This is a genomic window from Tamlana sp. I1, assembly GCF_015355625.1.
Lineage (GTDB): Bacteria > Bacteroidota > Bacteroidia > Flavobacteriales > Flavobacteriaceae > Pseudotamlana.
In genome coordinates this window covers 63,000-82,505 of sequence record NZ_JACLAF010000012.1, presented here as the reverse complement: position 1 = coordinate 82,505, position 19,506 = coordinate 63,000, and the positions used below count along the sequence as shown (strand labels likewise).

The 19,506-nt window shown below is 34.2% G+C and carries 18 protein-coding genes; 9 read left to right on the top strand and 9 right to left on the bottom strand.

What is annotated here, in order from left to right; genetic code table 11:
• The first annotated feature begins 17 nt into the window (after nt 1-17).
• Nucleotides 18-1,409, top strand: a complete 1,392-nt coding sequence (locus H6X70_RS12285; RefSeq protein WP_194767987.1) for an exopolysaccharide biosynthesis polyprenyl glycosylphosphotransferase — start codon at nt 18-20, stop codon at nt 1,407-1,409.
• A 93-nt stretch (nt 1,410-1,502) separates the two neighbouring features.
• Here the strand turns inward: H6X70_RS12285 and H6X70_RS12280 are convergent, their stop codons facing one another.
• On the bottom strand, nt 1,503-2,690 hold the full coding sequence (locus tag H6X70_RS12280) for a DUF4105 domain-containing protein (RefSeq protein ID WP_228530357.1): 1,188 nt from the start codon (nt 2,688-2,690) through the stop codon (nt 1,503-1,505).
• Nucleotides 2,687-3,673: a PorV/PorQ family protein gene (locus tag H6X70_RS12275; RefSeq protein ID WP_228530361.1), complete on the bottom strand. Its 987-nt coding sequence runs from the start codon at nt 3,671-3,673 to the stop codon at nt 2,687-2,689. The genes H6X70_RS12280 and H6X70_RS12275 overlap by 4 nt, the downstream gene beginning before the upstream one ends.
• A 211-nt stretch (nt 3,674-3,884) precedes the next feature.
• Here H6X70_RS12275 and H6X70_RS12270 point away from each other — a divergent pair, with 211 nt between their 5' ends.
• Both H6X70_RS12270 and H6X70_RS12265 read left to right on the top strand, forming a co-directional pair.
• Nucleotides 3,885-4,613, top strand: a complete 729-nt coding sequence (locus H6X70_RS12270) for a CDP-alcohol phosphatidyltransferase family protein (protein WP_194767985.1) — start codon at nt 3,885-3,887, stop codon at nt 4,611-4,613.
• 6 nt (nt 4,614-4,619) lie between these two features.
• Nucleotides 4,620-5,495: a DUF808 domain-containing protein gene (locus H6X70_RS12265; RefSeq protein WP_194767984.1), complete on the top strand. Its 876-nt coding sequence runs from the start codon at nt 4,620-4,622 to the stop codon at nt 5,493-5,495.
• Between the two features lie 1,609 nt (nt 5,496-7,104).
• On the opposite strand, the gene lptB is transcribed toward H6X70_RS12265, so the two are convergent.
• The 4 genes from lptB to H6X70_RS12245 all read right to left on the bottom strand — a co-directional run bounded on the left by lptB (nt 7,105) and on the right by H6X70_RS12245 (nt 10,001).
• Nucleotides 7,105-7,845: an LPS export ABC transporter ATP-binding protein gene (lptB, locus tag H6X70_RS12260; RefSeq protein WP_194767983.1), complete on the bottom strand. Its 741-nt coding sequence runs from the start codon at nt 7,843-7,845 to the stop codon at nt 7,105-7,107.
• Between the two features lie 74 nt (nt 7,846-7,919).
• Nucleotides 7,920-8,267 (bottom strand): carboxymuconolactone decarboxylase family protein, encoded by a 348-nt coding sequence (locus H6X70_RS12255; RefSeq protein ID WP_194767982.1) that lies wholly within the window; start codon nt 8,265-8,267, stop codon nt 7,920-7,922.
• Complete coding sequence (gene tatC, locus H6X70_RS12250) at nt 8,257-9,084, bottom strand: twin-arginine translocase subunit TatC (protein WP_194767981.1); 828 nt, start codon at nt 9,082-9,084, stop codon at nt 8,257-8,259. Before tatC ends, H6X70_RS12255 begins: the two co-directional genes overlap by 11 nt.
• A complete protein-coding gene (locus tag H6X70_RS12245) occupies nt 9,084-10,001 on the bottom strand; it encodes a KpsF/GutQ family sugar-phosphate isomerase (RefSeq protein WP_194768081.1) in 918 nt (305 codons plus the stop codon). The genes tatC and H6X70_RS12245 overlap by 1 nt, the downstream gene beginning before the upstream one ends.
• Before the next feature lie 244 nt (nt 10,002-10,245).
• Between H6X70_RS12245 and recQ the strand changes: the two genes are divergently transcribed.
• From recQ to H6X70_RS12225, 4 genes are all read left to right on the top strand, one after another.
• Nucleotides 10,246-12,450 (top strand): DNA helicase RecQ, encoded by a 2,205-nt coding sequence (recQ, locus tag H6X70_RS12240; RefSeq protein WP_194767980.1) that lies wholly within the window; start codon nt 10,246-10,248, stop codon nt 12,448-12,450.
• 377 nt (nt 12,451-12,827) lie between these two features.
• Nucleotides 12,828-13,760 carry a peptidylprolyl isomerase gene (locus H6X70_RS12235; protein ID WP_194767979.1) on the top strand — a complete coding sequence of 311 codons (933 nt, stop codon included), beginning with the start codon at nt 12,828-12,830 and terminating at the stop codon, nt 13,758-13,760.
• A gap of 124 nt (nt 13,761-13,884) precedes the next feature.
• Nucleotides 13,885-14,439: a YfiT family bacillithiol transferase gene (locus tag H6X70_RS12230; protein ID WP_194767978.1), complete on the top strand. Its 555-nt coding sequence runs from the start codon at nt 13,885-13,887 to the stop codon at nt 14,437-14,439.
• Entirely contained in the window at nt 14,432-14,917 is a 486-nt protein-coding gene (locus tag H6X70_RS12225) for a GNAT family N-acetyltransferase (protein ID WP_194767977.1), read from the top strand. Before H6X70_RS12230 ends, H6X70_RS12225 begins: the two co-directional genes overlap by 8 nt.
• Here the strand turns inward: H6X70_RS12225 and H6X70_RS12220 are convergent.
• Entirely contained in the window at nt 14,914-15,471 is a 558-nt protein-coding gene (locus H6X70_RS12220; protein WP_194767976.1) for a thioredoxin family protein, read from the bottom strand. The genes H6X70_RS12225 and H6X70_RS12220 overlap by 4 nt on opposite strands.
• A gap of 46 nt (nt 15,472-15,517) precedes the next feature.
• Between H6X70_RS12220 and H6X70_RS12215 the strand changes: the two genes are divergently transcribed.
• Entirely contained in the window at nt 15,518-15,853 is a 336-nt protein-coding gene (locus tag H6X70_RS12215) for a tRNA-binding protein (RefSeq protein WP_194767975.1), read from the top strand.
• 45 nt (nt 15,854-15,898) lie between these two features.
• Entirely contained in the window at nt 15,899-16,930 is a 1,032-nt protein-coding gene (locus tag H6X70_RS12210) for a lysophospholipid acyltransferase family protein (protein ID WP_228530355.1), read from the top strand.
• Nucleotides 16,931-17,011: 81 nt separating this feature from the next.
• Here H6X70_RS12210 and H6X70_RS12205 read toward each other — a convergent pair whose 3' ends face one another.
• Both H6X70_RS12205 and H6X70_RS12200 read right to left on the bottom strand, forming a co-directional pair.
• On the bottom strand, nt 17,012-17,401 hold the full coding sequence (locus H6X70_RS12205; protein ID WP_194767974.1) for a PUR family DNA/RNA-binding protein: 390 nt from the start codon (nt 17,399-17,401) through the stop codon (nt 17,012-17,014).
• Nucleotides 17,402-17,556: 155 nt separating this feature from the next.
• On the bottom strand, nt 17,557-19,320 hold the full coding sequence (locus H6X70_RS12200; RefSeq protein ID WP_194767973.1) for an ABC transporter ATP-binding protein: 1,764 nt from the start codon (nt 19,318-19,320) through the stop codon (nt 17,557-17,559).
• Nucleotides 19,321-19,506 lie beyond the last annotated feature (186 nt).

The following is a 19,506-nucleotide window of genomic DNA, read 5'->3' as shown; positions in this document are numbered from 1 at the left end:
CTCAATTTCATGAATTAATGCCCAAAAACACAATACATTTTAATATCTCCGAGCGTAAAATATTACTGCGTATTTTTGATATGCTCTCGATATTTTTTGCGCTTCCTTTGGTAGGCTATGTTTTTCATTTTGAATATTTTACAGTGACTGAAGAAAACTGGACAGGGGTGCTCGTTTTAGTTTTATATATCTCTGTTTTTGGTAGTGTTTTTGAACTTTATGATTTACAGAAATCGAGTAGTATAGAAAAAACGTTATTTGGTATTGTTGCCACGGTTTCTATTACGGTGTTATTTTATTTGTTAACGCCTTTTTTCACCCCCGTTTTACCTTCAAATAGATTGCAAATTGCATACTTCTATTTTGCGATTTTAATCGCGCTATTGCTATGGCGGTTGGCTTATATTCTATTTGTGGCTTCACCACGATTTTACAAACGGGTTTTAATTGTTGGTGAAACAACAAATATTGATATTATAAACGAAGCGTTTAAAGGGATAGATCCCAATTATAAAATTGTAGGTTTTGTTAATTGTGATATCAATAATCGTGTCGCTGTAAAGTCCGATAGTATTACAGAATATCGTCCAGATCAGATTGAAGAAATTATTAAATTGAAGGGTGTTTCTGAAATTGTTGTGGCGAGTTATAAATCGGAAACAATCACTTCAGATATCTATTTAACCCTTATAAAACTCTTAGAATCGGGATTCCCTATTTATGAATACACACAGGTTTATGAAGAAATGACTCAACGTGTTCCCGTGCAATTTGTGGGTAAAGATTTTTATAAATATTTTCCCTTTAGCCGAAACAATCAAAATAAATTATATCTGTTTTTTCGTCGTTTATTTGATGTGCTTTTGTCTTTTTTAGGGCTTTTTATAGGGCTACTATTTTTACCATTCATTTTATTAGGAAACCTTTTAGGAAATCGTGGGCCACTTTTTTACACCCAAGAGCGCATTGGTAAAAACGGTAAAATCTTTAAGATTATTAAATACCGCACTATGATTGTTAATGCTGAGGTATCTGGAGCGGTTTGGGCAAAAAAAGGCGATGTAAGAGTCACGCCATTTGGTAAGTTTTTAAGGCATTCTAGGTTAGATGAAATTCCTCAATTCCTTAATATTATAAAAGGTGAAATGAGTTTGATTGGCCCCAGACCAGAACGACCAGTTTTTGTAAATGAGCTCTCTGAAATAATAGCGTTTTATGAAACCAGACACATTATTAAACCAGGACTTACAGGTTGGGCTCAAGTAAAAACACGCTACGCGTCGTCGGTAGATGATAATTTACTAAAACTGCAATACGATTTGTATTATATCAAACACCGTGGTTTCTTCTTAGATTTCATGATACTTGTTAAAACCCTAAGTACGATGGTCTTTTTTAGAGGACAGTAAAAGGTATTTTGGCTTTAGAAAAACTTATTTTAAATACTTTTTGTTTTTTATATTGAAGAAGAAGTCTTTTAATCTTCAGAAAGTTATATGAAATTAATTATTCTGTTGTAAGGTGTTATAATGTCTTACTAAAAAGATGTATCTCATAAATAAAGCAATCAATAAAGGGATTAAGCCTATTGCAAAAACTTGAACACCAATCAACCAGTGTAGTGTTAAAAGACACAAAAGAATAATTAATAGTTTAATGTATTTAACAAACCAAAGCGCTGGTTTTCTTCTGAATAGCTGTCCGATTACAAAAATATTAAGTGCAAATGCCCAAAGTAAATTATAGTTTTGGTGCGTCCCACTATGGTTTGTTGCAAACCAGAGGAGTAGTAACAAAATTCCAATCACGCCTGTAACAGAAAACAAAATAACATCCAACCATTTACTTTGCTTACCGTTTTTATAATCCTTAAAAGTGATATAAATGATGAAACAGCCTATTAGTCCTAAAATAAACAACGGACTACTAAAAAACGTATTAGGTTGTTGTTCCTCTTTCTTTGCATACAACAAGTGACTTTCCTTAACTAAAGGCGTTTTGTTGTTGTTTATGGTAGCAACTTCGAAGAATTTATAGATGTTTTCGGGTAAAAACATATGGTTTTCTGGTGTCGCCAATCTATCTATTACCGAACCCAAACAAATATCAATACCCAAACTTCCCCAAGAATTTTTATTCAGGTTATTATGTATCAATGTTCTAAACGTAGCGTCTTTATAATCTTGAGGTTGGTTAAAAACAATGCTATTATTTACAGCAACATTGGTAACATCTTTAATTCTGGTCGCGCAATTATCAAAAAAGAAATCGTATAAATAGGCTCTGTTTTCAGGTTTGTAATTTTCTATTAAAAAATCGTAGAGTTTTTGTTTTTCAGCTTCCGATAAGTTTAAAACTTGCTCTTTAATACTTCGGTTGTAATAGTTATAAACCTGATAAAATCGGTTAAAATCGGTTTTACTAATTAAATAATTCAATTTGCCTTGGGCAAACTTCAAATAGAAATTTGGGGTTTCAAAATCATATTCACCGTAGCCGTAAACGGCATCAAGTCGTGTTACAGGGTCTTTTATTCTAAAAGCACTGTGTCCGAAAGCATCGTTTAAATTGTTTCCTGGGCCAACCGTAAGTACGCTAATACTAGATTTATCTGAGAGTTGATGGTATTGGGCTTGCGTTAAATGAAACGCTAAAAAAAGCAATAAAAAGCAGTGTATTTTTTTCATCATCTAAAAATACTAAAATCGAGTTTTAAAGAAAAAACATTGGAATATAAAGCCACACTTTGGTCGCCAATATCAGTGAAAGCATAATCCACCTGAATGCCATGGTATTTAAAACCAACACCAAAAGTAGGTTGAAAGGTTAAATCTTGCGAATAATCAATTTGTAATTCATTTTGAAAATTCCCCATTCCCGCACGTAAGTACACCATATCGATGTAACCAAACTCTAAGCCTAATGCTGGGTTGATACTAGCAAACGAGGTTGAGATTATATCGTTGTTTTCTTCAAAGCGAACATTTAAATTTACTGCTGTTAGTAAGGTGTAATCGTAATGAAAATTAATCAATTTAGAAACCCCTATTTGTAGTTTCGGAATGGTGATTTCGGTGGTTTCTGGCAATTCTTGGTTTTCTCCAGGAATGGCATCTTTAATGGTTTGGAATTGTTCTTCATCAATGGCCCAAGCATTAAAAGTGGTGGTTATATCCCTGGCCATAATACCAAATTTCCAATGTTTTTCATTTTGAAATTGAACACCAAAATCGAGTCCGAAGCCCCAAGAGGTTGCAAAATCACCTATAATACGTCGAATCACTTTGGCATTAACACCATAAATAAGCCCTTGAACTGGGAGTTTTCTAGCGTATGAAAAGGTTAAACCATAATCGGCTGTAGAAAATAAACTAATTCTATCGTAGTTAATATTGCCTTGTGCATCAATAAGTTGAGTGGTGTTTAAAATGTCATCAACAGCAAAACGTATGAGCGAAAAACCCATAGCAGATCTTTCATCAATAGGCATGGCGAAAGCCGCATAATCGTAATTTGCAATGTTCGCAAAGTAACTAGAGTGCATAAGCGACATTTGATTGTCATCTAAATTTGTAAGTCCAGCTGGATTCCAATAGCCCGAATTTACATCGGCAGTTTGTGCTGTAACGGCGTTGCTCATCCCCAATGCCGCAGCATCAACGCCAATATTCATAAACTCATTAGAATATTTTCTAACGGTTTGACTGAATAGGGAAAACGATAAAACACAAAACAATGTGGTAATGTAGGCTCTCAATCGCGATTTTTTTACAAAGATGCACATAATTTATAAACCTATAAACTGCAATTTGATATAGATATTGTTTAATAGTTGTTTTAGACTGAAATTGTTTGTTATTTTTACTAAAATTTTAAACTAAAAGATGAAGAAACATATTCCAAATGCATTGACGCTTTTAAACTTATTAAGCGGAAGCATAGCCGTGATTTTAGCTGTAAATAGCAATTTTGTTTTGGCTGCTTTTTTTGTGTTTCTAGGCATATTTTTCGATTTTTTTGATGGCTTTGCGGCAAGAAAACTTAATGTTTCTAGTGCATTGGGCTTGCAGTTAGATTCTTTAGCAGATATGGTAACCAGTGGTTTGGTGCCTGGAATTGTTATGTTTAAATTGTTAGAATTAACCAGTCCTTACGAGAGTTTTTATGGCGATTCTGATGCAAGTGATGGCTTTTTATTTTTACCATATATTGGGCTTTTAATCACTTTAGCATCGGCATACCGATTGGCAAAATTTAATATAGACGAAGAACAACAGGAATTTTTTAAAGGCTTACCAACACCTGCAAATGCCATGCTTATTTTGGGTTTACCACTAATTTTAGAACTTCAAAATAGTGATGTTGTTAATGCCTTAATTCTTAATAAATGGTTTTTAATTGGACTTACCATTTTAAGTTGTTACATTTTAAATGCGAATACTAAATTGTTTGCTTTAAAATTTAAAAATTTTGGTTTTAAAGACAATGCCATACGTTATACCTTCCTGATTTTAAGCATTGTTTTAATCGTGGTTTTAAAATACATTGCTTTGCCCGTAATTATTTTAATGTACATTCTTATGTCTGTATTAAACAATATAACTTCAAAATAATTAGAGATGGCTTCAGGATTTTTTGCTTTGTTAGATGATATCGCTAGTTTAATGGACGATGTGGTGGTTATGAGTAAAATTTCTGCTAAAAAAACTGCAGGGATTTTAGGAGATGATTTAGCAGTAAATGCTGAAAAAGCCACAGGTTTTATGGCTTCTAGGGAGCTGCCAGTTTTATGGGCAATCACAAAAGGTTCGGCATTAAATAAGTTAATAATTTTACCCATTGCTTTTTTATTAAGTGCTTTTGCGCCATGGGGCGTAACGCTCGCTTTAATTTTAGGTGGCGTTTATTTGTCTTTTGAAGGGTTTGAAAAAGTGTTTCATGTGTTTTTTCCTCATAAACATGAAGTTGAAACTCATGAAACTGTAAAAGTTAAGCTTTCTGAAGCCGATCAAATCACCGCTGAAAAATCGAAGATAAAAGCAGCTATTTTAACCGATTTTATTTTATCTGTTGAAATTGTTATCATCGCGCTTGGTACGGTTGTGGGGCAGCCTATTTTAACTCAAATTGTGGTTGTTTCAATAGTCGCTATAGTGGCTACAATTGGTGTTTATGGTATTGTTGCGCTTATTGTTAGAATGGACGATTTCGGATTAAAATTAATCAAATTAAACCCGAACAAAAAAAGTATTTCACATGTTACGGGGAGTTTGCTTATTCGCACTTTGCCTTGGGTAATAAAAAGTTTATCGGTTATAGGCACGGTGGCCTTATTGCTTGTTGCAGGTGGTATTTTTGCGCATAATATCGATTTCTTTCATCACTTTTTAGAAAGTCTGCCAAGTTTTGTTAGAGAGCTTGTTTTAGGACTGTTAATTGGGTTTGCTGCCTTTGTTGTTGTGCAACTGTTTAAATTTATTAAGAAGCAGTTTTAGGTTCGCATCATTGATGCATAATGTCCTGTGTATCTTCGTGTGATTCCGATTTTTCTTTGGAATTATATCGAGAAGATTTAGCGCGATATTTTAAAAACACCCATGTAATCCCCTCTAGAGATATTTCAAAGCGTTTCTCGATACGATGCTCCTGAGGTCGCATCACTCGAACTGACATGTACTACGCAGTATAAAATGAGATATTTTGTAGTTAGACCTAAAAAATGAAGGTTAAATAAGTTCTTTATCTACTAAATCTAAAAACGTAATTGTATCGAGAAGTTTTAGCGCGATATTTTAAAACACCCCGTAATCCCCTCTAGGGGCTATTTCAAAGCGGTTCTCGATACGATGCTCCTGAGGTCGCATCACTCGAACTGACATGCACTACGCAGTATAAAATGAGATATTTTGTAGTTAGACCTAAAAAATGAAGGTTAAATTGGCGCTATAATACTAAATCTAAAACGTAATTGTATCGAGAAGTTTTAGCGTGATATTTTAAAACACCCCGTAATCCCCTCTAGTGGATATTTCAAAGCGGTTCTCGATACGATGCTCCTAAGGTCGCATCACTCGAACTGACATGCACTACAAAGTAAAAAATTAGATGTAAAAAGGGATATTTTTGTAGTTTGACCTAAAAAATGAAGGTTAAATAAGTTCTTTATCTACTAAATCTAAAAACGGAATTGTATCGAGAAGTTTTAGCACGATATTTTAAAAACACCTCTGTAATTCCCTCTTGGGGATATTTCAAAGCGGTTCTCGATACGATGCTTCTTAGGTCGCATCACTCGAACTGACATGCACTACGCAGTATAAATTTAGATGTAAAATGGGGTGTTTTGCAGGTAACTTAGTATAATAAAAGTTAAATGGGCGCTATAATACTAAGTCTAAAACGAAATTGTATCGAGAAGGTTTAGCGCGATATTTGAAAAACACCCATGTAATCGCCTCTAGGAGATATTTCAAAGCGGTTCTCGATACGATGCTCCTAAGGTCGCATCACTCGAACTGACATGCACTACAAAGTATATATTTGGATGTGAAAAGGGATGTTTTTGTAGTTAGACCTAAAAAATGAAGGTTAAATTGGAGCTATAATACTAAGTCTAAAACGGAATTATATCGAGAAGTTCTAGCGCGATATTTGAATAACACCCCTGTAATCCCCTCTTGAGGATATTTCAAAGCGGTTCTCGATACGATGCTTCTCAGGTCGCATCACTCGAACTGATACGCACTACGTTGTATAAATTTAGGTGTAAAATGAGATATTTTGTAGTTGGCCTAAAAAATGAAAGTTAAATAGGCGCTATAACCACTAAGTTTAAAGCGGAATTGTATCGAGAAGTTTTAGCGCGATATTTGAAAAACACCTCTGTAATTCCCTCTAGGGTATATTTCAAAACGGTTCTCGATACGATGCTTCTTAGGTCGCATCACTCGAACTGACATGTACTACAAAGTAAAAATTTAGATGTAAAATGGGATGTTTTTGTAGTTAGACCTAAAAAATGAAAGTTAAATATGTGCTTTTAGTGTTGCTTCTAAAACGAAATTTTTATTTTCCTTCAACCTTCAACCTTCAACCATCAACCAACTACTCCCTAATCTTCTTCTTACGCAATTCGAAATTCTGACCTAAATACACCTTACGTACCATCTCGTCGTTTGCCAATTCTTCGGGTTCACCAGCTTTAAGGATGCTACCTTCAAACATTAAATAAGTTCTGTCGGTAATGGCAAGCGTTTCTTGTACGTTGTGGTCGGTAATAAGAATACCAATATTTTTTTTAGTGAGCTGAGCTACAATACGTTGAATATCTTCAACTGCTACAGGATCTACGCCCGCAAAAGGTTCGTCTAATAAAATAAAGTTCGGATCGGTTGCCAAAGCACGGGCAATTTCGGTACGTCTACGTTCACCACCAGACAATAAATCGCCACGACTTTTTCTAATGTGCTCTAAACCGAATTCTTCAATTAAAGATTCCATTTTATAAAGCTGCTCTTTTTTGCTCAGTTTAGTAAGTTGTAGTACGCTTAAAATGTTATCTTCAATACTTAATTTTCTGAAAACCGAAGCTTCCTGTGCCAAATAACCAATACCGTTTTGGGCACGTTTGTACATAGGGAATTTGGTGATTTCAGTATTTTCTAAAAATATATGACCACCATTTGGCTTAATCAATCCAACAATCATGTAAAACGATGTTGTTTTTCCTGCACCATTAGGGCCTAAAAGACCAACAATTTCACCTTGTCTAACTTCAAGAGAAACGTCTTTAACCACTTTTCGTCCGTTATAGGACTTCATTAAATTTTGGGCTTTTAAAATCATATCTTTTTAAACTGAGCGCTAAAAATAGTAAAATGATACCGACTAGATTAGCAAATGTTGAATTTATATTTTCTTTAACTCTGAGATTCTAGGTCGTCCCAAAACTCGTATGCACGACGTAGATGCGGAATAACAATAGTGCCACCAACTAAAGTCGCGATGCTTAAAGCTTCAACAACTTCGTCTTTTTTTAAACCTAAATTATAGCTGGTTTCTAAGTGGTATTTTACACAATCATCGCATCGTAAAACAGCCGAAGCTACCAAACCGAGTAGTTCTTTTGTTTTAACATCTAGAGCGCCTTCCGCGTAAGCGTTAGTATCTAAATTGAAAATACGTTTAATCACTTTATTGTTATCGGCTAAAATTTTATCGTTCATTTTAGCACGGTAATCGTTGAATTCTTGAACGCTATTTGACATGTTGTTTCTCTTTTCGTTTTTGATTTCTAACCACAATTTTAGAGATAAAAATACTCACTTGGTATAAAATTAAGATAGGAATAGCCACAATAACCTGACTGGCAATATCTGGCGGAGTAATAATTGCTGAAAGCACCAATACAATGACTAGCGCATATTTTCGGTATTTTCTTAAAATTTCAGGTGTTACCAAACCTATTTTAGTAAAGAAATAGATGATAATGGGCAACTCAAAAATAAGTCCAGATGCTAATGCTGAAGATCGTACCAAGGCAATATAAGAGCTAATATCGATTTGGTTATCTACCATATCGGATATGCTGTAATTGGCTAAAAAGTTAATGGATAATGGCGTTACAATGTAATAACCAAACAGGACGCCAATAAAGAATAAAACCGAAGAAATAATGATGAATCCTCGTGAGTGTCTGCGCTCATCACTATGTAATCCTGGGCTTACAAATTTCCATAATTGATAAATAATATAAGGAAATGAAATGATGAAACCTCCTAAAATAGCCGTCCAGATATCTGCTGAAAATTGTCCAGCCATGGTTCTATTTTGGAGGATTAAAGGAATTTTATCGTTACAAAACGAGGTGTCCAAACTCATGAACGTAGCCATTTTACATAAAAAATCATAAGTTGGAAAACACATGTGTAAAGGTGCAAATATGATGGAATTAAAGATGAAACGACTAAAAATAAAAGCCAAAGTTCCAACTAAAATAACTGCGCCACAAATTCTAATTAAATGCCATCGTAAATCTTCAAGATGGTCTAGAAAAGACATCTCGTTTATATTTTTTTTAGCCATTATATAATGCCTTCTTTTATTAAATCATGTAAATGTACAACGCCTGCATACTGGCCGTTGTCTTCAACTAATAATTGTGAAATCTCATTACTTTCCATCACTTCTAAAGCATCAATAGCCATGGCTTTGGCTTCAATACGTTTGGGGTTAGCTCCCATAATGTCTTTAGCTGTTAGTTTTGAAAAATCGTCTACTTTGGTAAGCATTCTACGTAAATCACCATCGGTAATAATCCCTATAATTTTATTGTTTTCAACCACAGCGGTAACCCCTAGCATTTTTTCGGTAATTTCAATAATAACATCTTTAATGCTTGTAGATGGCGCTACTTTTGGCTTCTGGTTTACCGAAGAAATATCATTAACCGTTAAGTAAAGCTTTTTCCCTAGAGCACCTCCAGGATGGTATTTTGCAAAGTCGTTACTTGTAAAGCCACGCAGTTCTAATAAGCAGATAGCCAGAGCATCACCAATAACTAATTGAGCTGTGGTGCTTGTAGTTGGCGCCAAATTATTTGGGCAAGCTTCCTTTTCAACAAAAGCATTTAAAATATAATCGGAATGTTGTCCTAAAAAAGAGACATTATTACCGGTTATCGCAATAAGTTTGTTTTTCACCCGCTTTATTAGCGGTACTAGGACTTTTATCTCAGGAGTATTCCCACTTTTAGATAAGCAAATTACTACATCATCTTCAAGAATGAGTCCTAAATCACCATGAATAGCATCGGCAGCGTGCATAAAAACAGCAGGTGTTCCTGTAGAGTTTAAAGTGGCCACAATCTTGTTTCCTATAATAGCACTTTTTCCTATACCTGTAATGATTACGCGCCCTTTGGAGTTATAAATGAGGTTTACTGCATCGGCAAATTCATCGGTTACTAAGCTTGATAAATTGAAAATTGCCTTGCTTTGCATCTCGATAGTTTGCTTTGCAATGTTAATAATAGCCTTTTTGTCTTTCAAAATTCTTATTTTTGAGTTGATTTTTAAAGATTTTAGTATCTTTAAGTTATAATCAAAATTGAATATTATGTGATTTGAATTTTCGTTACAAAACTAACGAAAAAAAGAATGAGGGTTCTTTAATTGCATTAATAAATTACAGTTTCAATTTTGAGTGTTGTAGAAGAAGAGTATGTAAATTAATTATTTTAAATTGATGTTAATAGCAAAAAACGACTTACATGCAGCGCTGAAGAAGTATTTTGGATTTAATAAATTCAAAGGACTTCAGGAAGGTGTTGTTGAAAGTATCTTATCTGGGAATCATACCTTTGTTATCATGCCCACTGGGGGTGGTAAATCGTTATGTTACCAACTGCCTGCATTAATGCAAGAAGGCACAGCCATTGTAGTCTCTCCACTTATTGCCTTAATGAAAAATCAGGTAGACGCCATTCGTGGTGTATCTAAAGAACACGGCATCGCGCACGTGTTAAATTCCTCATTAAATAAAACAGAAGTTAAACAGGTTAAGGAGGATATAACAAATGGAATTACCAAATTGTTGTATGTAGCTCCCGAATCTTTAACAAAGGAGGAAAATGTTGATTTTTTAAGATCGGTTAAAATTTCTTTTCTAGCCATTGATGAAGCCCATTGTATTAGTGAGTGGGGACACGATTTTAGGCCAGAATACCGAAATTTACGCCATATTATAAAACGTATTGGCGATAACATTCCTATTATTGGATTAACGGCTACGGCCACGCCAAAAGTACAAGAGGATATTATTAAAAACTTAGGCATTCATAATGCTAAAACATTTAAAGCCTCGTTTAATAGGCCTAACTTATATTATGAAGTTAGACCCAAAACTAAAAATGTAGATGCTGATATTATTCGGTTCATAAAACAGAACGAAGGGAAATCGGGAATTGTATATTGTTTAAGTAGAAAACGTGTTGAAGAATTAGCACAAGTACTGCAAGTAAACGGTATTAATGCGGTGCCTTATCATGCCGGATTAGATGCTAAAACACGATCTAGCCATCAAGATAAATTCCTTATGGAAGATGTCGATGTGGTGGTGGCAACCATAGCCTTTGGTATGGGAATCGATAAGCCCGATGTGCGTTTTGTAATTCATCATGATATTCCAAAAAGTATAGAGAGTTATTACCAGGAAACTGGTCGTGCTGGTCGTGATGGGGGTGAAGGGCACTGTTTAGCCTATTATACCTATAAGGACATTGAAAAATTAGAAAAATTCATGTCTGGCAAACCTGTTGCCGAGCAGGAAATCGGACAAGCTTTGTTGCAAGAGGTAGTCGCTTTCGCGGAAACATCCATTTCCAGACGAAAATTTATTCTTCATTATTTTGGAGAAGAATTTGATAATGAAACGGGTGAAGGTGGTGATATGGATGATAATGTAAGACATCCTAAAAAGAAAACCGAGGCTCAAAATGAAGCGAAATTATTATTAGAGGTCATTCGCGATACTAATGAAAAATACAAATCCAAAGATTTAGTAAATGTTATAATCGGGCATGAAAACGCCTTGATTAATTCGCATAAAACCAACGAGCAACCCTTTTTTGGTAAAGGGAAAAACCACGATAAGAAATATTGGATGGCGCTTTTAAGACAGGTTTTAGTGGCTGGTTACCTTAAAAAAGACATTGAAACTTATGGCGTTATTAAATTAACAGCGGCAGGTAAATCTTTTATTAAAAAGCCGCTTTCATTTATAATGACCGAAGATCATATTTTTGAAGGCGAGCAAGAGGATGGTAGTATTATTACTGCCGAAAAAAGCAGTAGTGCTGTTTCTGATCCTGTTTTAATGGGCATGTTGAAGGACCTCCGTAAAAAGAATGCTAAGAAATTAGGGGTTCCTCCGTTTGTTATTTTCCAAGACCCTTCTCTTGAAGATATGGCTTTAAAATACCCTATAAATTTATCCGAGCTCGCCAATGTGCACGGTGTAGGTGATGGTAAGGCTAAGAAATACGGAAAAAGTTTTGTTGAACTTATCGCAAAATACGTTGAAGAAAACGACATTGTGCGTCCAGACGATTTGGTTGTAAAATCTACAGGAACCAATTCGGCAAACAAGTTATACATCATACAAAATATCGATAGAAAATTACCGCTAGATGATATTGCCGCTTCAAAAGGCTTATCGATGGAGGAGTTCATTAAAGAAATGGAAGCCATTGTATATTCTGGTACCAAATTGAATATTGATTATTGGATTCATGACATATTAGATGAAGACCAACAAGAAGAAATTCATGAGTATTTCATGGAATCGGAATCTGATAATATAAGTGCCGCTATTGATGAATTTGATGGCGATTATGATGATGAAGAACTTCGTTTATACCGTATTAAGTTTATTAGTGAGGTTGCTAATTAATCAATTAACAGCTAACAATTGACAATTGACAATTTTCAGTTAACAGTTAACTGTATGAGTTGGCTATTTTTAGTACAATGTATGTGCTAGTTAGATTAGTAATATAAAATAAAGTGATAATTCTAAAGTTTCTTAGTTAGAAATATCCCCTAGAGGGGATTATAGGGGTGTTTTTAGTGATTGATATTAAATACTGTAATAAATATCAAATCAAGTACTGCTATCTTAAAGAAAAACTTCTCGATATTATTCCGAGAAATATCGGAATCATTCGAAGAGTCAAGGCTTCATGTTTTGTATATGTTAAAAAACACAGATGGTAATTCTGTTAATCTGAATTCATTCGCTATCTTTGCACTTTCTTAAAAAATAGAATTATGCAAGACGGATTATACGCAAAATTTAATACAACAAAAGGAGAAATTCTTGTAGCATTAGAATACAAAAAAACACCAGGAACCGTAGGTAACTTTGTTGCTTTGGCAGAAGGGAATTTAGAAAATTCAGCTAAACCTCAAGGAACGCCATATTATAACGGATTAAAATTCCATAGGGTTATTCCAGATTTTATGATTCAAGGCGGTTGTCCTCAAGGAACTGGTTCTGGAAATCCAGGTTACCAGTTTGATGATGAGTTTCATCCAGATTTAAAACATGATGGACCAGGGGTTTTGTCAATGGCTAATGCAGGTCCAGGAACCAACGGAAGTCAGTTTTTTATCACGCATATTGAAACAGCATGGTTAGATAACAAACATACCGTTTTTGGTAAAGTTGTTGAAGGACAAGATGTTGTTGATGCAGTTGCTCAAGGCGATACTATTGATTCTATAGAAATTATTCGTGTTGGTGCAGATGCTGAAGCTTTTAATGCTGTTGAGGCGTTTAGAACTTTTGAAGGTTCTAGAGAAAAGCGTTTAGCAGAAGCTAAAGCACAAGCTGAAGCTGAATTAGATAAAATCGCAACAGGATTTAATAAAACAGATAGTGGTTTACGTTACCAAATTATTCAAAATGGTGCTGGAGCTACTGCCGAAAAAGGTAAAACAGTTTCTGTGCATTATAAAGGTCAATTACCAGATGGAACCGTTTTCGATTCGTCATACAAACGTAATGCGCCTATCGATTTTCCATTAGGCTTGGGACAAGTTATTGCTGGTTGGGATGAAGGTATTCAATTATTAAAAGTTGGAGACAAAGCCCGTTTTGTAATCCCGAGTCATTTAGGTTACGGAAGTAGAGGTGCAGGCGGTGTTATTCCACCAGATGCTACCTTAATTTTTGATGTAGAATTAATGGACGTTAAATAAAACATTTATATCATATAATTAAAAAGGCTGTTTAAAACCTACTGTTTTAAATAGCCTTTTTTTGTGGATTTTTTTACTCTTTATTAACTGAATTGTTTAATTTCCATAATTAAGAATTAACAGCATGACCAACCAAGAATTAGAACAGTTACGGTATCCTATTGGGCATTTTGACTGTCCAGAAAATATTTCAAAACAAGATATTACAAATTGGATTTCTGTTTTAGAACAATTTCCTGAACGATTAGAAAATCTGGTTCAAGATTTAAGCGAGGAACAATTGGAAACAGTTTATCGTCCTGATGGTTGGACTATCAGACAAGTTATTCATCATATTTCCGATAGCCATCATCACAGTTATACACGATTTAAATGGGCATTAACAGAACAATATCCTGTTATAAAAGCTTATTTTGAAGACCGATGGGCAGATCTTATAGATTCTAAAACGGCACCTGTTAAAATGTCTCTGCTTCATATAAAAGCCATTCATGCTAAATTGGTGTATTTGCTAAAAAGATTGTCGGACGATGAATTAAACCGTTATTTTATTCACCCTGAAACAAATAGCGAGGTGAAATTAAATTATCAAATTGGTAATTATGCCTGGCATAGCAATCACCATTATGCCCATATAGAACATGTTATGAAACAAAAAGGCTGGCTTAAAAATGATTAGACCCATACATATAAACGATGCTCAAGCAGTTTTGAATATTTACAACTACTACGTGTTAAACACGGTAGTTACTTTTGATATTGAACCACTAACTTTGGTGGCTTTTGAAAATAAAATAAACAGTATTCAAGAAAAATATCCCTTTCTGGTTTACGAAGAAAATAACGAAATTTTAGGTTATGCTTATGGTAGTCAGTTCAGGCCAAAACCTGCCTATAATCGTGTGGTCGAATCTACGGTTTATGTAAGTCATGAGGCTCATGGAAAACAAATTGGCAGCACATTATATTCAGCGCTGTTAAATGACTTAAAACAGCGTCAATTTCATACGGTTTTAGGAGTGCTTACCATACCTAATGACGCAAGCATCAAGCTGCATGAAAAATTTGGATTCGAGAAAGTCGCGCACTTAAATGAAGTTGGTTTTAAGTTTGATACTTGGCAACACGTGGGCATTTGGCAATTAAAATGGGATTAAGATTTCCACTTTATATTGCAACCAATACTTGGTTTTTGTAATTCGGTATTCGCTTTTCCTTCCAATAAACAGTCTAAGGCATGTCTTAAATCCTTGCCTGTAAGCGGCAAACCATTTTGTGGTCTTGATGCATCTAGTTGTCCGCGATAGCTTAATTCCAAATCTTTATCAAAAACATAAAAATCTGGGGTGCAAGCAGCATCATAAGCTTTCGCTACGGCTTGACTCTCATCATATAAATAGGGGAAAGGGTAGTTTTCGTTTATGGCATGCTGTTTCATTTTTTCGGGGCCATCTTGTGGGTAATTTATAGCATCGTTACTAGAAATGGCGATAAAACCGATGCCTTCTTCCGCGTAAGCGTTAGCTATAGCCACAATTTCTGTATTAACATGAATAACGAAGGGGCAATGGTTGCAAATAAACATGATTACCGTGCCATTTTTTCCTTTTAAATCATTCAAATTTAAAGTTTGACCACTCACGGTGTCGGGCAATTCGAAAAAGGGTGCTTTTGTGCCTAAAGGCAACATATTTGAAGGGGTGTTAGCCATAATAAAACGTTTACCCAAAGTTCGTGATAATTTGTATTTTTAAAAAATGAAAGAGACAATAACTTTTGAAGATTTTACGAAAGTCGATTTACGCATAGGAACCATTTTAGAGGTACACGATTTCCCTGAAGCTAGAAATCCAGCCTATCAAATACATATCGATTTTGGTGATTTAGGCATTAAAAAAACATCGGCACAAATTACAACACTTTACGATAAAAAAGATTTGATAAACAGACAGATAGTGGCTGTGGTTAATTTTCCAAAAAAGCAAATTGCAAAGTTTATGAGCGAATGTTTAATAGTAGGTGCTGTAAATGGTAAAGATGTTATACTTTTAAACCCTGAAAATAAAGTTAAAAACGGAACACCCGTGAGTTAATTCGGGTGATTTAACAAGGCATAAACATCGTAAAACATTAGAAATTTGAAGTTTATTTTATTGCATGTCGTAAAGGCATACATCAGTTTAGGTATGTTTTTTTATTTTAAAAAAATAACGGTTTATCATGCTGAAAGGGTGCCCAAAAAACAACCCGTTTTAATTTTAAGCAATCACCAAAACGGATTAATCGATCCGCTTATAATCGCGATTACATGCGGACGCTTTTTTTATTTTTTAACGCGTGCTAAGGTGTTTAAAAAATCGTTGCTAGCAAAAATTTTTAATGCACTTCAAATGATTCCAGTGTATCGCTTGCAAGATGGCTGGGGGAGCATATCCAACAATAACGCTATTTTTGAAAGTTGCACAAAGCTTTTACATGAAGACGACGCTATTGTTATTTTTCCAGAAGGAAATCATAATTTAAAACGTGCGGTAAGACCTTTAAGTAAAGGATTTACTAGAGTTGTGCTAGATACTTTAGAAAAATATCCTGCTACAGATTTACAGTTAGTTCCCGTAGGTGTAAATTACCAGGATGCTCTAAAATTCCCAGATAGTGTTTCAATTTACTATGGGGAGCCAATAGCGGCACAGAATTATTATTCGGGAGAAAAAAAGCAAGATGTTGTTCCGCTGAAGCTGAAAATACAATCGGAAATCTCCGAATTAACCACACATATTCCTGCGGAGCATTATGATGAAACGCTAGATAAACTAGTAGCTTTAAATGCCGATTTTTTAAATCCGATGGCGGTTAATTACAGTATAAAAAACAATTTAAAGGACTGTCCGGAAAAGCCTAAGGAACATTTTTTATTCATAAAAAAGGTGTTTCGGTTTTTACTAATCTGTAGCTTTATCATGCCTTATGTGGTTTGGAAATTTTATGCACGACCTAAAATTACAGAGCTAGAGTTTTTAGCAACCTTTCGCTTTGCTTTAACGATTGTTCTGGGGCCATTTTGGTTGCTACTTATAAGTTTAATTTTGTTTGCTTTTTTCGGAGTTTGGGTAGCTTTGATCTATGTGGTAACGAGTTTGATAATTGCGCTATTAGCTATAAAATTATAGAGCGATTGAGTTGCATTTAGGACATAAAAAAACCGTTATAGCAAAGCATAACGGTTTTTTTATATATGATGATTTCCTTAATTAAATATCGTCAAAATCAATATCTGTAAAGGTTTTAGGAGATTTTAATTCATCTTCTGTAACGCGATCTAGACTTTCATTTTCATATTCTTTTTTAAAGTCTTTTTGATGACGTTCGCTAATAACTTCATCACCTTTTTCGTTAATGATGTAATCGGTCATTTCAGTTAAGATGGTCTTAAATTCTGAAAAATCCTCTTTGTAAATGTAAATTTTATGTTTTTTATAATGAAATGAACCATCGTCATTTGTAAATTTTTTACTCTCTGTAATCGTTAAGTAATAATCATCTGCTTTAGTCGCTCTAACATCAAAAAAATAGGTGCGTCTTCCTGCTCTTAAAACCTTTGAAAAAATTTCCTCTTTCTCCATCATACCGTTATTGTTCATAGTTGAATTTAAATTTATGTCATTATCATAATTGTATCAAAAATCTAAAAAAAAGCGTTACTAACCAACAATTTTTCATGTTTCTTTTTAAAATATTGCAAAGGATTGCATTTAATTTAAAAGTATGATTGAAGGTCTTTTTTTATTTTAAAGATTTACAGACTGTTAGATGCGGTTTCGCTAAGTTGCTTTAAGTAAAGGTGTTTGTAATAGCCTTCGATATTTATCAAACTTTCATGAGTGCCTTGTTGTACAATTTGACCGTCGTCTAAAACAATGATTTTATCGGCATTTTTTGCTGAAGATACCCTGTGACTCACAATAATACTAGTTCTTCCTTTAGATATTTTATTGATGTTTTTTAGTATTTTCTCTTCTGTTTCGGTGTCTACAGCCGATAAACAATCGTCAAATAATAAAATTTTAGGCGATTTTAAAATGGCTCTCGCAATAGATACACGTTGCTTTTGTCCGCCAGAAAGCGTAATGCCTCGTTCGCCCAAAACGGTATCGTAACCTTTATTGAATTTGATGATATTTTTATGCACATGTGCATTTTTAGCTGCTTCAATAACATCGTCATCAGTGGCATCCTGATCACCAAATTTGATGTTCGTTTTTATCGTATCAGAAAACAAAAAAGCATCTTGTGGCACATAGCCAATACTGTTTCTTAAATCGGTTAAATTAAGCTGAGAAATTTCAGTGTTATTAATTAAAATACTGCCTTTATCAATATCATATAAACGCCCAATTAAATCTAAAATAGTCGATTTTCCTGAACCTGTTTTTCCTAGCACCGCTAAAGTTTCGCCTGATTTTATATCAAAACTAATCCCTTTTAAGGCTTCAATATTGGTATCATCATAAGTGAAATAAACATTTTGAAAGCTGATATCGCCCGTTATTTCGGTATGTTCCTTGGTATTATTCTTTATTTCGGGTTCAAGTTTTAAAAATTCATTAATACGTTTTTGAGACGCTTCTGCTTGCTGCACTATAGAAGTTACCCAACCCACGGTGGCCACTGGCCATGTAAGCATATTTACGTAAATAATAAATTCGGCAATGGTGCCAATACTGGTAATTTCTCCTTTTATGTATTGCATGCCTCCCACGTAAATAACCAGCAGGTTACTCGTGCCAATAAGTAAAATCATTATAGGAAAAAACCAAGCCTGAACCTTTGTTAAATCAATTTGTTTGTCTTTACTTTCGGTAGCAAGTGTGTTAAAATTAACAGCCGTTTGGGGTTCAATACCGTAGGCCTTAATAACCGAAATACCACTAAAAGACTCTTGAGTAAAAGTGGATAATTTCGATAGGTATTCCTGTACAATCGTACTGCGTTTATGTATTTCTTTACTTAGTTTATAGATTATAACCGATAAAATAGGTAACGGCAAAATGGTATAAAGCGTTAATTTTGGCGATGCATTTATCATATAAATAATGACTATTACAAAAAGCGCTATGGTATTTATACTATACATAATAGCAGGCCCGGCATACATGCGTACACGACCAACATCTTCCGTAATACGATTCATTAAATCGCCCGTTCTATTTTTCTTATAAAAATTTAAAGAGAGTTTTTGGTACTGCTCGTAAATTTCATTTTTTAAATCGTATTCAATATAACGTGAGACGTTTATAATGGCCTGTCTCATAAAAAAAGTAAGAATACCACCCACTATTGCAGCGCCAATAATGTATAAAATGGCTTCGGTAAGTTCGGCTTTTATAGTGCTTTCGGTAACGCCTCCTTTTAAATATTTTTCAATAATTACAAATATTTCTTTAACATATCGCGGCGTGAATAGTATAAAAATTCGAGCAGCAATAGTTATTAATGTACCTAGTAGTAAATGTGTTTTGTATTTAAAAAAGTATTTATTGAGGTGCTGTAATTCTTTCATTTAAATCTCGAGATAGACCGCAAATATAAGGTATAATTGATAATTAACGCCTTTTGATGTGTCGCCTAATTGTTAAATATGGTTTCACATTTTTTAGAATAATTAAATGAATAATTAGCGGTAAATTTTTAAATATAGTGTTATTTTTGCCTCGGGAAAATTATGAATCCCCTCAATTTTTAATTA